Source organism: Saccharothrix sp. ST-888, from assembly GCF_000955975.1.
Lineage (GTDB): Bacteria > Actinomycetota > Actinomycetes > Streptomycetales > Streptomycetaceae > Kitasatospora.
The window spans coordinates 21,370-39,887 of record NZ_JYJF01000065.1; the positions used below are offsets into that span (position 1 = coordinate 21,370).

17 protein-coding genes are annotated in these 18,518 nt (G+C 73.4%); 3 read left to right on the forward strand and 14 right to left on the reverse strand.

The window, feature by feature from the left end:
• Nucleotides 1-71: 71 nt before the first annotated feature.
• Genes UK12_RS20475 through pdhA form a run of 3 tightly spaced genes read right to left on the reverse strand, consistent with a single transcriptional unit; the run spans nucleotide 72 to nucleotide 3,573 of the window.
• Nucleotides 72-1,499: a dihydrolipoamide acetyltransferase family protein gene (locus tag UK12_RS20475; RefSeq protein ID WP_045304511.1), complete on the reverse strand. Its 1,428-nt coding sequence runs from the start codon at nucleotides 1,497-1,499 to the stop codon at nucleotides 72-74.
• Nucleotides 1,500-1,510: 11 nt separating this feature from the next.
• Nucleotides 1,511-2,485: an alpha-ketoacid dehydrogenase subunit beta gene (locus UK12_RS20480; protein WP_045304512.1), complete on the reverse strand. Its 975-nt coding sequence runs from the start codon at nucleotides 2,483-2,485 to the stop codon at nucleotides 1,511-1,513.
• Nucleotides 2,485-3,573, reverse strand: a complete 1,089-nt coding sequence (gene pdhA, locus UK12_RS20485) for a pyruvate dehydrogenase (acetyl-transferring) E1 component subunit alpha (RefSeq protein ID WP_231591306.1) — start codon at nucleotides 3,571-3,573, stop codon at nucleotides 2,485-2,487. The genes UK12_RS20480 and pdhA overlap by 1 nt, the downstream gene beginning before the upstream one ends.
• 440 nt (nucleotides 3,574-4,013) lie before the next feature.
• Here pdhA and UK12_RS20490 point away from each other — a divergent pair, with 440 nt between their 5' ends.
• Both UK12_RS20490 and UK12_RS20495 read left to right on the forward strand, forming a co-directional pair.
• On the forward strand, nucleotides 4,014-4,655 hold the full coding sequence (locus UK12_RS20490; RefSeq protein ID WP_197085030.1) for a response regulator: 642 nt from the start codon (nucleotides 4,014-4,016) through the stop codon (nucleotides 4,653-4,655).
• 57 nt (nucleotides 4,656-4,712) lie between these two features.
• The gene (locus UK12_RS20495) at nucleotides 4,713-5,801 is read left to right on the forward strand and encodes a phosphotransferase (RefSeq protein ID WP_156178831.1); all 1,089 of its coding nucleotides are present in this window, start codon (nucleotides 4,713-4,715) and stop codon (nucleotides 5,799-5,801) included.
• A 156-nt stretch (nucleotides 5,802-5,957) separates the two neighbouring features.
• On the opposite strand, the gene UK12_RS20500 is transcribed toward UK12_RS20495, so the two are convergent.
• The 6 genes from UK12_RS20500 to UK12_RS20525 all read right to left on the reverse strand — a co-directional run bounded on the left by UK12_RS20500 (nucleotide 5,958) and on the right by UK12_RS20525 (nucleotide 12,895).
• A complete protein-coding gene (locus UK12_RS20500) occupies nucleotides 5,958-7,769 on the reverse strand; it encodes a protein kinase domain-containing protein (protein WP_082119785.1) in 1,812 nt (603 codons plus the stop codon).
• 110 nt (nucleotides 7,770-7,879) lie between these two features.
• A complete protein-coding gene (locus UK12_RS20505; RefSeq protein WP_197085025.1) occupies nucleotides 7,880-9,373 on the reverse strand; it encodes a protein kinase domain-containing protein in 1,494 nt (497 codons plus the stop codon).
• A 295-nt stretch (nucleotides 9,374-9,668) separates the two neighbouring features.
• On the reverse strand, nucleotides 9,669-10,286 hold the full coding sequence (locus UK12_RS20510) for a bacterial proteasome activator family protein (RefSeq protein ID WP_082119787.1): 618 nt from the start codon (nucleotides 10,284-10,286) through the stop codon (nucleotides 9,669-9,671).
• A gap of 119 nt (nucleotides 10,287-10,405) precedes the next feature.
• The gene (locus UK12_RS20515; protein ID WP_156178832.1) at nucleotides 10,406-11,422 is read right to left on the reverse strand and encodes a hypothetical protein; all 1,017 of its coding nucleotides are present in this window, start codon (nucleotides 11,420-11,422) and stop codon (nucleotides 10,406-10,408) included.
• Between the two features lie 220 nt (nucleotides 11,423-11,642).
• Complete coding sequence (locus tag UK12_RS20520; RefSeq protein ID WP_045304524.1) at nucleotides 11,643-12,620, reverse strand: NAD(P)H-quinone oxidoreductase; 978 nt, start codon at nucleotides 12,618-12,620, stop codon at nucleotides 11,643-11,645.
• A gap of 32 nt (nucleotides 12,621-12,652) precedes the next feature.
• Nucleotides 12,653-12,895: a hypothetical protein gene (locus UK12_RS20525; RefSeq protein ID WP_045304517.1), complete on the reverse strand. Its 243-nt coding sequence runs from the start codon at nucleotides 12,893-12,895 to the stop codon at nucleotides 12,653-12,655.
• Nucleotides 12,896-13,235: 340 nt separating this feature from the next.
• On the opposite strand from UK12_RS20525, the gene UK12_RS20530 reads away from it, so the two are divergent.
• A complete protein-coding gene (locus tag UK12_RS20530) occupies nucleotides 13,236-13,652 on the forward strand; it encodes an NAD-binding protein (RefSeq protein ID WP_231591305.1) in 417 nt (138 codons plus the stop codon).
• A gap of 27 nt (nucleotides 13,653-13,679) precedes the next feature.
• On the opposite strand, the gene UK12_RS20535 is transcribed toward UK12_RS20530, so the two are convergent.
• From UK12_RS20535 to UK12_RS20550, 5 genes are all read right to left on the reverse strand, one after another.
• Entirely contained in the window at nucleotides 13,680-15,008 is a 1,329-nt protein-coding gene (locus tag UK12_RS20535) for a molybdopterin molybdotransferase MoeA (protein ID WP_197085027.1), read from the reverse strand.
• The gene (locus tag UK12_RS36760; RefSeq protein WP_197085028.1) at nucleotides 15,005-15,313 is read right to left on the reverse strand and encodes a DUF6457 domain-containing protein; all 309 of its coding nucleotides are present in this window, start codon (nucleotides 15,311-15,313) and stop codon (nucleotides 15,005-15,007) included. Before UK12_RS36760 ends, UK12_RS20535 begins: the two co-directional genes overlap by 4 nt.
• 139 nt (nucleotides 15,314-15,452) lie before the next feature.
• Nucleotides 15,453-16,046, reverse strand: coding sequence for a molybdenum cofactor guanylyltransferase (gene mobA / locus UK12_RS36765; RefSeq protein ID WP_052682027.1), 594 nt, complete (start codon nucleotides 16,044-16,046; stop codon nucleotides 15,453-15,455).
• A gap of 122 nt (nucleotides 16,047-16,168) precedes the next feature.
• Nucleotides 16,169-17,140, reverse strand: a complete 972-nt coding sequence (locus UK12_RS20545) for an MBL fold metallo-hydrolase (protein WP_052682028.1) — start codon at nucleotides 17,138-17,140, stop codon at nucleotides 16,169-16,171.
• A gap of 194 nt (nucleotides 17,141-17,334) precedes the next feature.
• On the reverse strand, nucleotides 17,335-18,342 hold the full coding sequence (locus UK12_RS20550; protein WP_063838295.1) for a DMT family transporter: 1,008 nt from the start codon (nucleotides 18,340-18,342) through the stop codon (nucleotides 17,335-17,337).
• Between the last annotated feature and the right edge of the window lie 176 nt (nucleotides 18,343-18,518).

Genomic DNA, 18,518 nt, shown 5'->3' on the forward strand with positions numbered 1-18,518 from the left:
CCCCGGCACACCCGCCGGGACGCCGACGGGCCCTGCCTCCGCAGAGGCAGGGCCCGTGGCACGCGGGGGCGTCAGCCCCAGGTGATCAGGCGCTTCGGGCGCTCCAGGACCGCGGCGACGTCCGCCAGGACCCTGGAACCGAGCTCGCCGTCGACCAGGCGGTGGTCGAAGGAGAGTGCCAGCGTGGTGACCTGACGGGGCACCACCTTGCCCTTGTGGACCCACGGGAGTTCCCGCACCGCGCCGAAGGCCAGGATGGCGGCCTCGCCGGGGTTGAGGATCGGGGTGCCGGTGTCGACGCCGAAGACGCCGACGTTGGTGATGGTGATGGTGCCGCCCTGCATGTCCGCGGGCGAGGTCTTGCCCTGACGTGCGGTGTCGATCAACTCACCCAGCGAGACCGCCAGTTGCGGCAGGGTCTGGGAGCCGGCGTCCTTGATGTTGGGCACGATCAGGCCGCGCGGCGTGGCTGCCGCGATGCCGAGGTTGACCTGTCCCTTGATCACGATCTCCTGGGCAGACTCGTCCCAGGCGGCGTTGATCTCCGGGTAGCGCCGGACCGCCGTCAGCAGCGCCTTGGCGACCAGCAGCAGCGGGCTGACCCGGACGCCCGCGCCCAGATCGCCGCTCTCCTTGAGCTTGCGGACCAGCTTCATCGTCCGGGTCACGTCGACCTGGACGAACTCCGTGACGTGCGGCGCGGTGAAGGCCGAGGCCACCATCGCCTGCGCGGTGGCCTTCCGGACGCCCTTGACCGGCACCCGGACGTCGCCCCGCGCGGCCGGCGCCGGCTGCGCTGCGGCCTCGGCGACCGGCGCGACCGGGGCCGGAGCGACCGCCTCGACCGGCACGGCCGCCGCAGCGGCGGCGGCGGCGTGCACGTCCTCGCGGGTGATCACGCCGTCGCGACCGGTCGCCACGACCGTCCGCAGGTCGATCCCGAGGTCCTTGGCGAGCTTGCGCACCGGCGGCTTGGCCAGCGGACGCTCGCCCACCGCCGCAGCGGCGACCGGAGCGGCCGGGACCGCGACCGGCTGCGGCGCGGCAGCCGAAGGCGCCGGGGCCTCGGCCGACTTGGCCGGGGCGACGACGGTGCTCCGGCGGGCCCGGCGCTGCGTCCCCCCGGTGCGCGGCCCGTAGCCGACGAGCACCTCGCGGCGCTCGGGCACGGCCTCCTCGGCGTCGGCGACAGCGGCGGCGGGCGCCGAGGCTGCCGGAGCCGCCGGAGCGTCACCCGCGCTGGCGCCGACCGCGACGGAGATGATCGCCGTACCGACGTCCACCGTGGTCCCGGCGGGGAAGAAGATCTGCTCGACGACCCCGTTGAACGGGATCGGCAGCTCGACCGCCGCCTTCGCGGTCTCCACCTCGCAGACGATCTGGCCGTCCGTCACCTCGTCACCCGGCTTGACGTACCAGGTCAGGATCTCGGCCTCGGTGAGGCCCTCGCCGACGTCCGGCATCTTGAACTCGCGGAGCGAGCGAACTTCGGTGGTCATCTCGCTCCCTCTCAGAACGCCAGCGCGCGGTCGACGGCGTCGAGTACGCGGTCCAGGTCGGGCAGGAAGGACTCCTCGACCCGCGACGGCGGGTACGGCGCGTGGTAGCCGCCGACCCGCAGGACCGGGGCCTCCAGGTGGTAGAAGCACCGCTCGGTGAGGCGGGCGGCGAGCTCGGCGCCCATGCCCATGAAGACCGGCGCCTCGTGCACCACGATGCCGCGCCCGGTGCGCTTGAGCGACGCCTCCAGGGTGTCGAAGTCGATCGGGGAGAGCGAGCGCAGGTCGACCACCTCCAGGCGGTGGCCGTCCTCCTCGGCGGCCGCGGCGGCCTCCAGGCAGACCTTCACCATCGGGCCGTACGCGATCAGCGTGGCGTCCGTGCCGGGACGCACCACCCGGGCGGCGTGCAGCGGCAGGTCGGCCGAGTCGGCGACCTCGCCCTTGTCCCAGTAGCGGCGCTTGGGCTCCAGGAAGATCACCGGGTCGTCCGACTCGATGGCCTGGCGGAGCATCCAGTGCGCGTCCTGGGCGCTGGCGGGGCTGACCACCCGGAGACCGGCGGTGTGCGCGAAGTAGGCCTCGTGCGACTCGCTGTGGTGCTCGACCGCGCCGATGCCGCCCGCGTACGGGATGCGGACGGTGACCGGCATCTTCACGTGCCCGAGCGCGCGGGCGTGCATCTTCGCCAGCTGGGAGACGATCTGGTCGAAGGCCGGGTAGACGAAGCCGTCGAACTGGATCTCCACCACCGGCCGGTAGCCTCTGAGCGCCAGGCCGATCGCGGTGCCCATGATGCCGGACTCGGCGAGCGGGGTGTCCATCACCCGGTCCTCGCCGAAGTCCTTCTGCAGTCCGTCGGTGATCCGGAAGACCCCGCCCAGCTTGCCGATGTCCTCGCCCATCAGGACGGTCTTCGGGTCGTTCTCCAGCGACTTGCGCAGGGCGTCGTTGAGCGCCTTGGCAATGCTCAGCTGACCGGCCATCAGTGGTTCTCCCCGCCCTCGAAGGACGCCGCGTACGCCTCGTACTCAGCTCGCTCTTCCTCGACCAGTGCGTGCGGCTCGGCGTACACGTGGTCGAAGATCAGAGTCGGGTCCGGGTCCGGCATGCTGCGCACGCCCTCGCGCACCCGCAGGCCCAACTCCTCGCTCTCCGCCTCGATCCCGGCGAAGAACGCCTCGTCCGCCAGGCCCTCCTGCTCCAGGTGGGCCTTGAGCCGGGTGATCGGGTCCTTGGCCTTCCAGGCCTCGGTCTCCTCGCTCAGCCGGTAGCGGGTCGGGTCGTCGGAGGTGGTGTGCGCGCCCATCCGGTAGGTGAACGCCTCGATCAGCACCGGGCCGCCCCCGTTGCGGGCGTGGTCCAGCGCCCAGCGGGTGACCGCGAGGCAGGCGAGCACGTCGTTGCCGTCCACCCGGACGCCGGGGAAGCCGAAGCCGGAGGCGCGGCGGTAGAGCGGGATGCGGGTCTGCACGGTGGTGGGCTCGGAGATCGCCCACTGGTTGTTCTGGCAGAAGAAGACGACCGGGGCGTTGTAGACCGAGGCGAAGGTGAAGGCCTCGCTGACATCACCCTGGCTGGAGGCGCCGTCACCGAAGTACGCGATCACCGCGTCGTCGGCACCGTCCTTGGTGATGCCCATCGCGTAGCCGGTGGCGTGCAGGGTCTGCGCACCGATCACGATGGTGTAGAGGTGGAAGTTCTTCTCGTTCGGGTCCCAACCGCCGTGGTTCACACCGCGGAACATGCCGAGCAGGTTCAGCGGGTCCACGTCGCGGCACCAGGCGACGCCGTGCTCGCGGTAGGTCGGGAAGGCGTAGTCGCCGGGGCGCATCGCGCGGCCCGAGCCGACCTGCGCGGCCTCCTGGCCGAGCAGCGAGGCCCACAGACCCAGTTCGCCCTGCCGCTGGAGCGAGGTGGCCTCGGCGTCGAAGCGCCGGACCAGCACCAGGTCGCGGTAGAGGGAGCGGAGTTCGTCCGCGGTGATCGCCAGCGGGAACTCCGGGTTCTCGACCCGCTCCCCTTCGGGCGTGAGTAGCTGTACGAGCTCCGGCGGGGCGTCCGTCCCCTTGATGCGGAGGTTGTCAGGGACGCCAGGGGCGGCCTTCTTGCGCGCCCTCGCCGTGCTTTTGACGGTCACGTTCACTCCTCGGTCTGTCCGGCCGCCCGGGGTCGCCGGTGACCGGTCCGGTCACCGCCTCGCAGGCACGCGTGGGTGTGCGCACCGACTGCAAGGCAGGTGGTGTTCCCTTTCCGACGGCGTCCCTCACGAGAACGTTACCCAGCAGCGCCCCTTGGCGCGCTTGCGCTAGGACGTCCTACTTGTTCACGCCGGAGAGTGCAGGTGTGGTGCAGCTCTCTGGGCGGTGCCGTCAGGACACCTGCGCACGCTATCCGGGCGGAGCCCTTCGCGTAAGGGGGTAATCGGCACGGATTCTGCGTCGATGGCATCACGGGCAATAGGTCTTCTAAGGGCGGATATGGGAGCATTTGACCGTGACTGGAAACGGACAAATCAAGGTTTTCCTACTAGATGATCATGAGGTCGTCCGGCGCGGTGTCCACGATCTCCTCTCCATGGACGAGGACGTCGAGGTCGTCGGCGAGGCCGGCACCGCCGCCGAGGCGCTGACCAGGATCCCGGCCGTCGACCCCGACGTCGCGATCCTCGACGTCCGGCTGCCGGACGGCAACGGCGTCGAGGTCTGCCGCGAGGTCCGCTCGCGCCGCCCCGAGATCAAGTGCCTGATGCTGACCTCCTTCTCGGACGACGAGGCGCTCTTCGACGCCATCATGGCGGGAGCCTCCGGGTACGTACTGAAGGCGATCCGGGGCACCGACCTGCTCTCGGCGGTCCGCGACGTGGCGGCGGGGAAGTCGCTGCTCGACCCGATCGCCACCAGCCGGGTGCTGGAACGGCTGCGCGACGGCGGCGGGAAGGAGGACGAACGGCTCGCCCAGTTGACGAAGCAGGAGCGGCGGATCCTCGACCTGATCGGCGAAGGCATGACGAACCGTCAGATCGGCAACGAACTGCACCTGGCCGAAAAGACCGTCAAGAACTACGTTTCCAGCCTGCTGGCCAAGATGGGCATGGAGCGCCGCACCCAGGCGGCCGCCTACGTGGCCCGCCATCAGGCCGATCATCAGCATTAACCACATCTCCGACACATTGTCAAGGGCCTGTGCAGGCGCGCATTACGCTCCTGTTCCGTGACAACGCAAGGCCAGATCATCGTGTGTGCACCGCCTCGTCCGGACCACACCGCACCCCCCTTCGGCACCCTCAGCCCCCCGGTCGGATACGAAGCCGTGACCGGGGTGCTGCGTTCCTACCGGGTCGGCAGGCTCCGCGAGATACGGCCGGTGGCCGAGGGACTGCTCAACCGGGGCTACCGGATCACCACCGAATCCGGCCGGTACTTCCTCAAGTGCTACGTCGACCGCGCCACCGCCACCCGCACCGCGATCACCGCCCAGCACCGCGCCACCACCGACCTGAACGCCCTCGGACTGCCCACCCCGCCCCCGCTGCCGACACCCGGCGGCCGGACCGTGACCGCGTACGGCGGCCGGCTGTTCGCGCTCTACCCCTGGGTGGCGGGCGGCCACCGGCACGGCACCGAACTGGCACCCGCGCAGTCCGCCGAACTCGGCGCGCTGCTCGGGCTGATCCACGGCGCACTCGGCGAAGTCTGCGCCCCCGTACGGCAGCCCGGCGGCCATGCCACCGCCGACCCGGCGGAGACCGTCCGGCTGGTCGGCGAGCTGCGCCGACAGATCGCCCGGCGGGAACCGTACGAGCCCTTCGACGCGCTCGCCGAACAGCGCCTGGCCGAACGCCTCGACCTGCTCGCGGCGTACCGGCACCGGCGGCCCGCCGCCGAGAGCGCCCCGCCGACCGGCTGGACGCACGGCGACTTCCACGGCCTCAACCTGCTCTACCGGGGCGACCTGCTCACGGCCGTACTGGACTGGGACAAGCTCGGCATCCGCCCGCAGGCGGAGGAGACCGTCCGGGCCGCCACGCTGATCTTCAACGACCGGGAGAGCGGCGTCCTGGACCTGGTCCGGGTCCGCCGCTACTCGCAGGCGTACCGGGCCTGCGGAGCCGCCACCCCGGCCCAACTGGCCGCCGCCGTGCACCGGGTGTGGTGGGAACGCCTCAACGACCTCTGGATGCTCCAGTGGCACTACCAGCGCGGCGACCGCCGCGCCGACCCGCTCTTCCCCGCCTCGGCCGGGCAACTCGCCTGGTGGTGCGAGGAGTACGAGCAGGTCCTGGACGCCTTCACCAACTGACCGGGCGGCGAATCTCCCGGCGGGGAGCCTGGAAGGCACGGAAAAAGGGGCGCGGGGAAGCGCGCGAAGCGGAGGGCTCCGGGTCGTGCTCGACCCGGCCGTCCTCCGTTCCGTGCGGTTCCCCGCGCCCCTACGGGGCTACCCCTGCGAAGGAACTCAGGGGGTCGTGCCGCCTCCCGTGCCCTTGGTGGTCTTGCCGCCGCCGTCGGGCGGCGCGGTGACGCCCGAGGAGGGGCTGGAGCCGGTGGTCGGCTTGCTGGGCGAGGGGGCCGGATCGGTCGGCGAGTCCGAGGGCGGCGGGCTGACCGGGGCCGAAGCCGAGGCCGACGGCGACGGCGAGGTCGAAGCCCCGGTCGAGTGACCCGGCGACGGGTAAGTCGGCGGGCTGTCCTGCGTGTCCGGTGGCGGCGTGTTCCGGTTCGGGTTGGTGCTGCCGCCGTAGCTGCGGCTCGGCGAGGGCAGCGGGGACGACGAGTCGGGCGTCCCGGCCGACGGCGCCGACGGGCTCTGCACCGTCCCGGGCTTCGGCGAGTAGTCGTGCGTCGTCTTGCCGGGGGTCAGCGCCATGGCGGCACCGATCGCGGCCACCACCAGCAGCAGCACGATCCCGCCGATCACTGGCCACGGGCTGCGCCCGCGCCCGTTGCCACCGTCGTCGTAGCCACCGTCGTCGTAACCGCCGCCGTGGCCGCCGCCGTACGAACCGGCGGTGTAGGGGCTCAACGGCCCGTCGTGCTGGCCGGCGGCCGGGTAGGGCAGCATCGCCGTCTGGTCGATCGGCACGCCGGCCGCGCCCGCACCGCGCGGACCGTCGACCGAGCCCAGCGGCTTGGTGGCGGCGGTCGCACCGCTCGACCCGGCGCCGTAGTACCCGCCGCCGGAGGCCGCCGGGGCGACAGTGGTCGCGCCCGTCACGTATCCGGAACCGGCCGCGCTGTGCATCTCCCGCAGGGCGTGCTGCACATGGGCCCGGAACTCGTCCGCACTCTGGAAGCGGTCGTCCGGGTCCTTGGCCAGCGAGCGCAGCACCAGCTCGTCGAGCTGGGCGGGCACCCGGTTGTTGGCCTGCGAAGGCGGCACCGGCATGTCCTGGACGTGCTGGTAGACCACCGAGAGCGGGGTGTCGCCGGTGAACGGCGGCCGCAGCGTCAGCAGTTCGAAGAGCATGCAGCCGGCCGCGTACAGGTCCGAGCGGTGGTCGACCGCCTTGCCCAGTGCCTGCTCCGGCGAGAGGTACTGCGGGGTGCCCATCACCATGCCGGTCTGGGTCATGGTGGTGGCGCCGCCGGTCAGCGCGCGGGCGATGCCGAAGTCCATCACCTTGACCGCGCCACCGTTGGTGATGATGACGTTGGCGGGCTTGATGTCGCGGTGCACGATGCCGTTGCGGTGGCTGTAGGCGAGCGCCTCCAGGACCCCGGCGGTGATGATCAGCGCCTGGTCGACCGGCGGGACGTCCTCGTCCATCAGCAGCTCACGGACGGTGTGGCCCTCGACCAGCTCCATCACGATGTACGGGGTCGAGTCCCCCGCGAGTTCCTCTTCGCCGGTGTCGTACACCGAGACGATCGAGTGATGGTTGAGTGCCGCCACCGCGTGCGCCTCACGGGTGAAGCGCAGCCGGGCCACATCGTCCTGGGCCAGCTCGGAGCGGAGCAGCTTGACCGCGACCGTCCGGCCGAGCCGGACGTCCTGGGCGGCGTAGACCTCCGCCATCCCGCCCCGGCCGAGCCGGTGGGTGACGCGGTAGCGGCCGTCGCCGAGGGTGCCGAGCGGGGCCGCGGTGCCGCGGCTCGGGGTGAACACCTGATCGACCGGTGGCAGCACGGGCGTTTCGTCCGCTGCGGGGCCCGTGTCGCGACCCGGCACCTGGGGCGTCTCGCGGGTACTGTCGTCCCCGGAGCCCTGGCCACCGGCACCCTGAGCATGCTCCGCCTCGCCGTCTCCCGGCTGCTGTGTCTGTGCCATCACTCCTCGCCCCGGGCTGTCGCTCGGTGCGCGGTCGCCCTTCGGTTACGTCCTCAGAACGCTACAGCTTCGGCGCGCCGACCGTGGAACCGCAGACCTGGCAAAGCGGTTCAGACCATGCCGTTACGACCTTGATCGAGTACGACCGCGGACAGCGACCCGGAGCCCGTGTTAGTGCTGTACGGCTCCAGCTTCTTCTTCTCCTGCTTGACCACCACGATGCCGACGATGATCACCGCCAGCACGATCAAGCCGATGATCACACCGATCACCACCATCGCCGTCCCGCACCCGTTGCCGCTCTTGTTCGCCGGGTTCGGCGCGAACGGCTGCGGCTGCGGCCGCGGCGTCGCGTACGGCGGCGGGGTGTGCGCCGCCTGCTGCGGGAACGGCTGCGGGGTCGGCGCCTGCTGCGGGAACGGCGTCGGCGTCCCGTACTGCGGCGGGAACGGGGTCGGGGTCTGCGGGTACGCCGGCTGCTGCTGGAGGTGCGGCGGCACCTGCGGGAACGGCTGCGGGGTCGGCGGCGTCTGCTGGTACTGAGGCGGTTGCTGCTGCGACTGCTGCGGCTGCGGGAAGGAGGGGTGCTGCGGGTACGGCTGCGGCTGCACCTGCGGGAAGTTGGCCAGCGACGGCGCGGCGTGCACCGAGCGCGGCCCCTCGCCGATCACCAGCGGGGTGCTCGCCTGCAGCGGGCCGCCACCGCCCTGCGACCCCGACGCGATCCGCTCGACCTCCGTGCGCATCGCGTCCGCGCTCGGGAACCGGTGGTCCGCCTCCTTGCGCAGCGCTCTGGCCACCAGCTCGTCCACCGCGGGCGACACCGCCCGGTTCAGCGTGGACGGCGCCGGGGGCTCCTCCTGGACGTGCTTGTACGCGATCGAGAAGGCGGTGTCCCCGTCGAACGGCAGGCTGCCGGTGAGCAGCTCGAAGAGCATGCAGCCCACCGAGTACAGGTCGGACCGCGCGTCCACGCTCTTGCCGAGCGCCTGCTCGGGCGAGAGGTACTGCGGGGTGCCGACCACCATGCCGGTCTGGGTCATCGAGGTCACGTCGGACTGCAGCGCCCGCGCGATGCCGAAGTCCATCACCTTGACGACGCCCTTGGTGCTCACCATGACGTTGCCCGGCTTGATGTCGCGGTGCACCAGCCCCTGGTCGTGCGAGGCCTCCAGCGCCGACAGCACGGCGGCGGTCAGCTTCAGCGCCTGCTCGACCGGCATCGCGCCGTGCTGCGCGATCGACTCGTTGAGCACGTCGCGCAGCGCCTTGCCCTCGACGTACTCCATGACGATGTACGGGGTCACCGAGCCGTCCGGGCCGACGTCCTCGCCACTGTCGAAGACCGAGACGATGTTGATGTGCTGGAGCCTGGCGACCGCCTGCGCCTCACGGCGGAACCGCAGCTTGAAGGAGTCCTCGCGACCGAGCTCGGTGTGCAGCGTCTTCACCGCGACCTGGCGGTCCAGCACCGTGTCGTGCGCCAGGTGCACCGACGCCATACCGCCCTGCCCGAGCAGGCTCCGCAGCACGTACCGGCCGTGGCCCAGGGAGGAACCCGCTGCAGGCGCGCCCGAAGCGGTGCCGTCCTCGCTCATGGTCATCTGCTCCCCCTCGGCGCGTCGGTCCGCAGCCGCATCGTCTCGTCCGGGCGCGAGGCCCGACTGGGGGGCCGTACCGCACGCACGCACGGCGTCCGCGGCCCGCTCGGCCTCCGGCCCGGGTCGGCGGCCGGGGCCGACGACACGGGCCAGGGTATCGGCAAACCACCACACAACCGGGTACAGGGGCGCCGCCGCCCGGTCCGCCACCGCCGGGCAACGCCCGGCGGCCCGCGGAACGGCGTTTCTACAGGTACCGACGGTCTACAGGTACCGACGGTCTACAGGTACGGGCGGTCTACAGGTACGGGCCCGAGCGGATACCGCGTCCGGGCACGGGCTCCTCGTCGTCCGGCTCGGCGCCGTGGCTGCCCGGCGGCAGCGCCCGCCGCATCTGCTCCAGCTGCGCCCGCGCGGCCATCTGCTGGGCGAACAGCGCGGTCTGGATCCCGTGGAACAGCCCCTCCAGCCAGCCCACCAGCTGGGCCTGGGCGATCCGCAGCTCGGCCTCGGTGGGGATGGAGTCCTCGGTGAAGGGCAGCGAGAGCCGCTCCAGCTCCTCGACCAGTTCGGGAGCCAGGCCCAGTTCCAGTTCCTTGATCGAGCTGGCGTGGATGTCCTTCAGCCGGGCCCGGCTGGCCTCGTCCAGCGGAGCCGCCCTGACCTCCTCCAGCAGCTGCTTGATCATGCTGCCGATGCGCATGACCTTGGCCGGCTGCTCGACCATCTCGGTCACCGGCAACTCCCGGGGCTCGACGCCCTCGCCCTCGCCAAACCGGCCCGTGCCGCCGCCGGGGACCGCACCGATGGGCATACCGTCCGGGCCGACGATCAGGACCTTCGGGCCCTCGTCCGCTCCCTGGGCCGATGCCTGGTACGACTCCGGCTGCGACCCTTCGTTCATCGGCTTCGTCATAGCTCCTTCATATGCTTCGGGCAGCGAGAGGGTCAACTGACTGACCATGATGCCCCGCCCGGGCCGGCCACCGGACCACCTGACCAGATGTCAGCGGCGGTGGGACGCCCGCCCCGTGCTCACCGACCGCGCAGCCGCATCCCGATCAGCGCCAGACCGCAGCCGATCATGGTCAGCCCGGCTCCGAGCGGGAACTGGAGGTTGGACGGGTCCGTCCACCGGATCGGCCCGGCCAACTCGCCGGTGCCCCGGCCCTGCGCAAGCGGCACCGGATCGCCCGCACCGGCCTCCGGCGGCTCCTCGCCGGCCTCCGGCTCCTGCGGTCCGTCCGGCGACACCTCCGGTCCGGCGGAACCCTCACCGTCGGCCTCCCCCGATCCACCGGGCCGGTGGGCGGGGGCCGGGTGCCGGGGGCCGCCCCAGGGCCAGCCGCGGGCCGGCGCCGCCCACGGCGGACCGCCGTGGGAACGCCCCCAGGACGCACCCCACCTCTGGCGCCCCGAGCCGGTGGCGCTGTCGTCGGCGGGGTCCTCCTCGGGCGCCCAGGCAGTCGACTCACCGGGCTGATCAGCCGCCGGATCCTCCGTGGGGGCCGCCACGGGCGGGCTGGGCGCGGCGGCGGGGGCGGACCCGGCCGAGGGCCCGGGTGAGGCGGAGGCGGAGGCGGGGGCCGGCGGCGGCGGCGACTGGCCCGGCGCAGCAGCGGCACCGGTAGCGGCACTGGCACTGCCCTGGTCGGCGGCCGCCGGGAGCGCGCTCCCCGCAGGGGACGGCGGCAGCGACACGGTACCGGCCTGGGTCTCGGACACGAGGGGCGCGGCGACGCCCGTCCCACCCGCCGCAGGCGGCCCGGACGGCACCGGCGCCACTGGGCCCACCACCAACCCCGTCGGCACCACCGGCTGCGGGGGGCTCTGGACGGACGGAACCGGGGCCGCCGCCCGCACCGCTGCCGTCCCCGCCAACCCCGCCGCATGGGGCACACCGGCTCCGCCGCCCACTGCCAGGGCCGGACCGGCCAGCAGCAGCGGAACGGCCAGCCCGGTGGCGGCAGCCGCCGCCCACTGCCGCGGTGCGGCACAGCAGGACGGCAGAGCGGCGCAGAGCGTGGAGAACGCGTACGTAAGTGCGGCCACGGACGGAGGTCCTTCCGACGGCCGGCCGCGCTCGGGACGCGACCGGCGGCGGGACAGCTCCGGACCAGCCTCACACATTCCGACATCTCAGGCATTTCGGACATTCGGCTGCGGGGCGCCCTGCCGGTTACCGCAGCCTTCGAGCTCCGCATGGAGGCGCGGGCGTGCAGGGGCGCAGGCCCCGGCCTTGTCGGCGGTTTCCAGGGGCCGCCGCAGTCGCTCAGACCTTGAGGACGACCTTGCCGACCTGCTCGCCCGCCTCGACGACCCGGTGCGCGTCGGCGGCCGCGGCCAGCGGCAGCACCCGGTCCACCACGGGCTTGACCACACCGGCCTCGATCAGCGGCCAGACGTGCTCGCGGACCGCCGCCACGATCGCCGCCTTCTCCGCGATCGGCCGGCCGCGCAGGTTGGTGGCGGCCACGGCAGCGCGCTTGCGCAGCAGCGTGTTGAGGTCCAACTCGCCCTTGGTGCCGCCCTGGAGGCCGATGATCACCAGGCGGCCGCTGGTCGCCAGCGCGTCCACGTTCCGCTGGAGGTACTTGGCACCCATGATGTCCAGGATCACGTCCACCCCGGCACCGCCGGTGGCCTCGCGGACCGCCGCCACGAAATCCTGCTGCCGGTAGTCGATACCGACGTCCGCGCCCAACTCGGCGCAGCGGGCCAGCTTTTCGGGGCTCCCCGCGGTGACCAGCACCCGGGCGCCGACCGCCTTGGCGAGCTGGATCGCCATCGTGCCGATCCCGCTCGCACCGCCGTGCAGCAGCACCGTCTCGGCCGGACGCAGGTGGGCCACCATGAACAGGTTCGACCAGACCGTGGCGACCACCTCGGGCAGCGCGGCGGCGTCCGTCGGACCGAGCCCCTTCGGCAGCGGCAGCAGCTGCCCGACCGGCACCGCCACCCGTTCGGCGTAACCGCCCCCGCTGAGCAGGGCGCACACCTCGTCCCCGACCGCCCAGCCGGCCACGCCCGCACCGAGCGCGACGATCCGTCCCGCGCACTCGAGACCGGGGTACGGCGACGCGCCCTCGGGCGGGTTGTAGAAGCCCTGGCGCTGCAACAGATCGGCCCGGTTGACGGCGGTGGCCGTCACCTCGACCAGTACCTCCCCGGCTGCGGGTACCGGGTCCGGCACCTCCGCCCAGGTCAGTGCTTCCGGTCCGCCGGGCTCAGGAATCGTGATCGCATACATGACCACGACGCTACTGCGAGACACCGCGAAGATCAGCGGTTTCCCCGGACGACCTGCTGGTGGCGTGCGGTGCACGCCGGCCGCAGGAAGCAGGCGAAGGCGGTGATGCCCAGCAACACCGCGGCCGTGACGAACCGGCCGAGACCCACCAGGTCGCCCTCCGGCAGCCGGCTGGAGAGGAAGATGCCCGGCGAGGCGGCGGACGGCTGGAACGCTCCCATCAGCCCGGAGGCCGAACCCGCGACCGAGCGGAAGCCGGTCACCCCGGCGCTCATCGAGAGCGGCTGGAGGCGAACTCCTCCGCCACGACGACGAAGTACCGCAGCTGCCTGGGTTCCATGCTTTCCCCTGGTCGTTCGGTAGCCGCAGACAGCGAAGCGGTGTGGACGACGGACGAGCTCCGGCGGAGACCGGCCACACCACTCCCGTCCCGTCCCGGGCGCCGCCGCGCCACCCTCCCCGTCACCCGGGATCGACTCCTGCCCACAGTAGGTGAGACCGGACGCCGGATACCGGCGGCGGTCACGGGTCGGCACCGTGCCCGGTACCGGTCGGCGGCCCGGTCGGCCGGGCGAAGAACGGCCTGTTCAGCTCCGGCTGCGCCCGACGGTGGTGGTGGCCCCCGAACGCGACGATACGGCCGCACTGGTCACCCTGACTGCACGTCAACTCAACAAGGGCGCCACCGTGGTCGCGGCGGTCCGCGAGGACGAGAACGCCCCGCTGCTCCGGCAGAGCGGTGCCGACGTGGTGGTCACCGGCTCCAGTTCGGCGGGACGGCTGCTCGGCCTGTCGATGCTCAGCCCGCACGCCGGGGCGGTCATGGAGGACCTGCTGACCTACGGCACCGGCCTCGATCTGGTCGAGCGCCCCGTCACCCGGGCGGAGGCCGGCCACAGCCCCCGGGACTGCGCCGACCTGGTCCTCGCCGTGGTCCGAGGCCGCCGAGTCCTCAACTACACCGACCCCGAGGCCGCCACCCTGCACCTCACCGACCGCATCATCACCATCCGGCGCGCCGCCGCCGGCTGACCGCGGGGGCCTCCGGGGGCCGGGCGCCTACGGTGCCGGCAGCAGCTCCACCCGGCCGCCCGGCCGCACCCCGCCCGGCGGGACCACCGCGAGCGCCTCGGCCAGGGCCAGCCCCCGGAGCATCGCGGGCCCGTCGAAGACCAACGGCACGACGCCCTGCTCGGTCCGGACCACCGGCAGTAGCCTGGTGTCACCGGGGTGCCCAGGGAACTCCCTGGCAGCAACGGCCAGTTGGGGTGCCTCCGCGCGCCGCCCGGAGAGCGCGTGCAGCAGCGGGAGCGCGAGCGTGACCGTCCCCGCGACGGCGGCGAGCGGATTGCCGGGCAGGCCCACCAGGCGGCGCCCACCGGGGAGTTCGGCCAGCAGCATCGGGTGCCCGGGGCGGACCGCGACACCGTCGACCAGCAGCCGGGCCCCGACCGCCGTCAGTGCGTCGTGCAGGAAGTCGACCGGCCCCGCCGCGGTGCCGCCCGTGGTGATCACGACGTCGGCGGGTGAGAACCGTATGGCGTCCCGGAGCAGTGCGAAGTCGTCCCCGACCCGGCGGCGGTCGACCAGTTCCGCACCCGAAGCCGCCAGCCACGGCGGCAGCAGCGGGCCGAGCGCATCCCGGACCAGTCCGCCCTCCGGAACCCCGGAGTCGAGCAACTCGTCCCCGAGCAGCAGCAGTTCGACGGTCGGACGACGGTGTACCGCGAGCCGGTCGTGGCCGCAGGCGGCGGCCAGCCCGAGCACCGCCGCAGTGACGGGCGTACCGGCGGACAGCAACGGCTCGCCCCGCCGGCACTCCTGGCCGCGTGGCCGGACGTCCTGCCCGGGCGCCACGTCGTACAGCGGGTACAGCAGCCCCCGGTCGATCCGGCCGTGCTCCCGTCGCAGGACACCGGTCGCCCCGGCCGGGACCTGCGCCCCGGTCGCGATCTCCACGGCCATACCGTCGGCGAGCACGGTCCGAGAACTCCCGGCGGGCCCGCCCTCCCCGCGGTCGGACGTCGGCCGCCCACCGGGATCCGCCGGTGTCCCCGGACCGTCCGGAGGGTCGACCGGGTCGCCCGCCAGGATCCGGCCCGAGGTGTGCCAGGGGCCGGGACCGGCGACCGCCCAGCCGTCCATGGCCGAGGTGTCGAAGGCGGGCAGGTCGGTGAGTGCGGCCAGCGGCACCGCCAGTGTGCAGCCGAGGGCCTCGGCCAGTCCGACGGTCATCTCGGGCAGCGGCCTGCGGGCCGCCAGCCGGGCAGCGCGGCGGGCCTGCGGCCAACCGCCGTGGCAGAGCGGCGCAGCGGCGGCACCGGTGCCGGCTCCGCCACCCGTCCGTGCGCCACCGGCCGCCTCGGGCACGTCGGTCAGCGCGCTCACGCCGTCCCCGTCCCCGGCTCGCCCCCGCCACCGGCACCGGCACCACCGCCGGCCTCGGTGGCCGCCGCGGCCCACCGTTCGGCCAGCGCAGCGGTACGGGCGCCGGCCTCGGCGACCGCTTCCGGCCCGCCGCCCCTCCGCGCGGCGGCGTAGCCGATCAGGAAGGTGGTCAGCGGGGCCGCCGGACGGTCCACCCCGTGCGCGACCACCCGGGCGAGGTCCAGCAGGCCCCGTACATCCACCTCCAGGTCGATCCCCAGCTCGGTGCTGACCTCGGCGATCCAGTCATCCAGCGTGCGCTCCATAGGGCCCATGCTGCACGATCCGGCGGCCCCCGGGACCCCCAGCCGGTCAGCAGCGCGAGTCGTTTCGCTCACCGGCACCGCCGGCACCCGGTGAGCAGGTCCCCGCCCGTCCGCCGCCCCCGCAGCCCCCAGGTGGTCCCTAGCGGTCCGTGCGCCGCTCGACACGCTCCCGTTCCCGGGCCTGCGCGAGCTCCTCCCAGGTGTCGCAGTCGTACGCCACGCCCTGCGGATCGGCCAGCCGTACGAGGTCCAGCGGGGCGAGCAGGCGGCGCAGCGGCAGCCCGTCCGGCTCGCCGAGGGCCGCGAGCGCGCGCCGCAGCGCGGCGGTGCGGTAGGCGGCGGCCAGCGGCTGGTCCCGGCCCGCCGCGTCGACCAGCAGGGCGCCCTCGCTCCCGGTCTCGTCCAGCACCGCGAGCAGCCGCCCGACCGTCGGCCGGTCGAGGAAGGGCAGGTCGGCGGCGAGCAGCAGGACGCGGTCGGCGGTGATCCGCCCGAGCCCGGCGGCGACGGCCGCGACGGGGCCGCCGCCGGGCGGCTGCTCACGGGTCCAGGTCACCCCGTCGCGCGCGGTGTCCCTGGGCGGGCCGACCACCACCGTCGTACCGGCGTCCGCACAGGCGGCGAGCACCCGGTCGAGCAGGGGCCGTCCGCCGACCTCCAGGGCGGGCTTGTCCGCCCCGCCGAACCTGCGGGCGGCGCCCCCGGCCAGCACCATCGCGTCGTACGCCGTCATGCCGCCAGTATCCGCCGACGGCGGCCGCGCGGAAGCGCTCCACCCGGGAAGACCCCGGTGGCCCCGCACGAAGGGGCCCAGCACGAAAGAGCCCCGCACGGAACAGCCCCGCACGGCGGGGCTCAGGGCTCGTCGACGATCTCGGCCTCGACGATCCCGCTCTCGTCGTGGGGCTCGTCCGGCCCGACGGTCCCGACCGGCTCACCGGTCTCCGCCGGGGCGGCGGCGAGGCGGGCCGTGTTGGCGGCCGCGCCGAGCTCCAGGATCACCGGGAGGGTCAGTCCGCCGTAGCGCTCGTTGACCGCGGCGGCGAGGGCCTCGGGGTCGCCGGGGTGCTCGGCCAGGGCGCGGTCGAAGTCCTGCAGGTACTCGCCGGTGAAGGCGAGGACGCGGATCGCGTCGTCGTCGTACCCCGGTGCGCGGTGCCCGGCGATCACCCGGTCGACGTCCAGGTCGGCGATCCGGGCCAGGTTGTGGGCCCAGTCCAGGCGCCCGCCCTCGTCGGTGTCGGCCGTCCAGACATGGGTGCCGTGGTAGGCGAAGTCGCCCGCGACGACCGTCCGGGCGCTGGGGATGTAGACGAGGGTGGAGTCCGCGCAGTCGCCCTGGCCGAGGTGCAGGACCCGGATCAGCTGCCGGTCGATCATCAGCGGCTGTGGCAGCAGCGGCGCGGGCAGCAGCGGGTGGTCGGGGATGTCGTCGCCGTACACCGGCTTCCACTGGGCGACCTTGGCGGCGGCGGTCCTGGCGATCGCCTCCACCACCGGCGGGGCGGCCAGCAACTGGGCCTTGGGGAAGAGCTTCAGCACCTCCTCGACGCCGAAGTAGTGGTCGGGGTGCTGATGCGTGATCACGACGGCCAGCAGCTGGCGCTGCTTGCCCGCGACCCACTCGGCGAGTTCGCGGCCGGCGCTGCGGGTGAGCTGGGCGTCGACCAGGATCGCGGTCTGCTCGCCCATGATCAGGGTGGAGGTGGCGAAGAATCCGCTCTCCGGTCCTGTGAAGACCTCGATCCGGAGCGGACGGGCGGCTGGGATCCCCGTACCTCGGTCGCCCGGAGGGGCTCCGGTCTCGTCGGACGGGGACGGCGTCACATCTGCTCCCTGGTCGGTGTGGCGGGCCCGTTCCGGGCCTCGTGCGGTACCAGCTTGGAAGCAACGGCGGACGATTGCCGGGTAGGCGCGCCCAGGTGAGTGATCAACCACGTCACGCCCGGCCCGCCGCTCCCCCGGCCCTCGGACTCCCCTCCCAGGCCCGCTGCGCACGGTACCCGGCGTTCACCGTCCTGTCAGGCGGATGACCGCCCCGGTACCTCCTCACCCACCGGATCCGCCGTCCCCGGCTCCCCCGGCACCGGACCCGTCGGCGCCGCACCCACCGGCGTCCGCTTCGCCCCGCCGCGCCGCAGCACGCCCTGCGCGACGGCCACCCCGAGCAGTACCACCAGCGCTCCCACCGGCTGGTTCCAGGTCACCCGCTCGTCGAGCAGCAGCACCCCCGCCACCACCGCGACCAGCGGCATCAGGTACGACACCATGGTGGCCGCCACCGCGCCGGCCCGGCGGATGACCCGGTAGTTCAGCGGGTACGCGACCCCGGTGCACAGCGCGCCGAGCGCGAGCACCGAGCCGATCACGGGCAGCGTGCACCAGCGGCCGAGGTCGGTCGGCAGTCCGCCCGAGAGCAGTGGCGCCACCACCGCCCCCTCGGCCGTCCCCAGGACGACCTGGACCGCCGACAGCGCCACCGTGGACTCGGGACGCCCGGCCAGGGTCCGCTTGGCGTACGGGAAGCCGAGCGCGTAGCAGGCGGCCGCGGCCAGACAGGCCAGCTGGCCGGCCAGGCTCTGCCCGTCGGTGCCGCGCCAGACCCCGAGCACCACCAGGACCCCGGCGAAGCCGATCGGCAGGCCCACCAGGCGCCGGCGGTCCGGGCGCTCGTCCGGCAGCAGGACCGCGGCCACCAGCATCGCCAGCACCGGGGTGGTGGCGTTGAAGATCCCGGCCAGCACCGAGGAGACGTGCTGCTCTCCCCAGGAGAACAGGGTGAAGGGGGCGACGTTCACCAGCAGGGCGGTCACCGCCGAGTGGCCCCAGACCGCCCGGCTGCGCGGCAGCCGCTGCCCGGTCGCGGCCAGGACGAGCAGCAGCGTCACGGCGCCGACCGCCATCCGCGCCAGCGCCACGTAGCCGGGTGGCATCACCCGGACCGCGACCTTGACGAAGAGGAAGCTGCTGCCCCAGATCAGGGCGAGCAGCAGCAGGGCGTCCCACCAACGGGCCTTCGGTTCGGTCATGGCAGCACCGTAAGGGTGGGACGCTTCGCCGGCAGCCGAATCGTCCGGCGCCGGGCCCTGACGCCAACTCGGCCGGTGCGGCTGTTACTTCTTCTTTCCGGTGAGTTGCTGGAAGCGGGTTTCGATGCCCCAGGCGGTGACGCGCAGGAGTGCCTCGAGGACGATGTTGCGGCTCA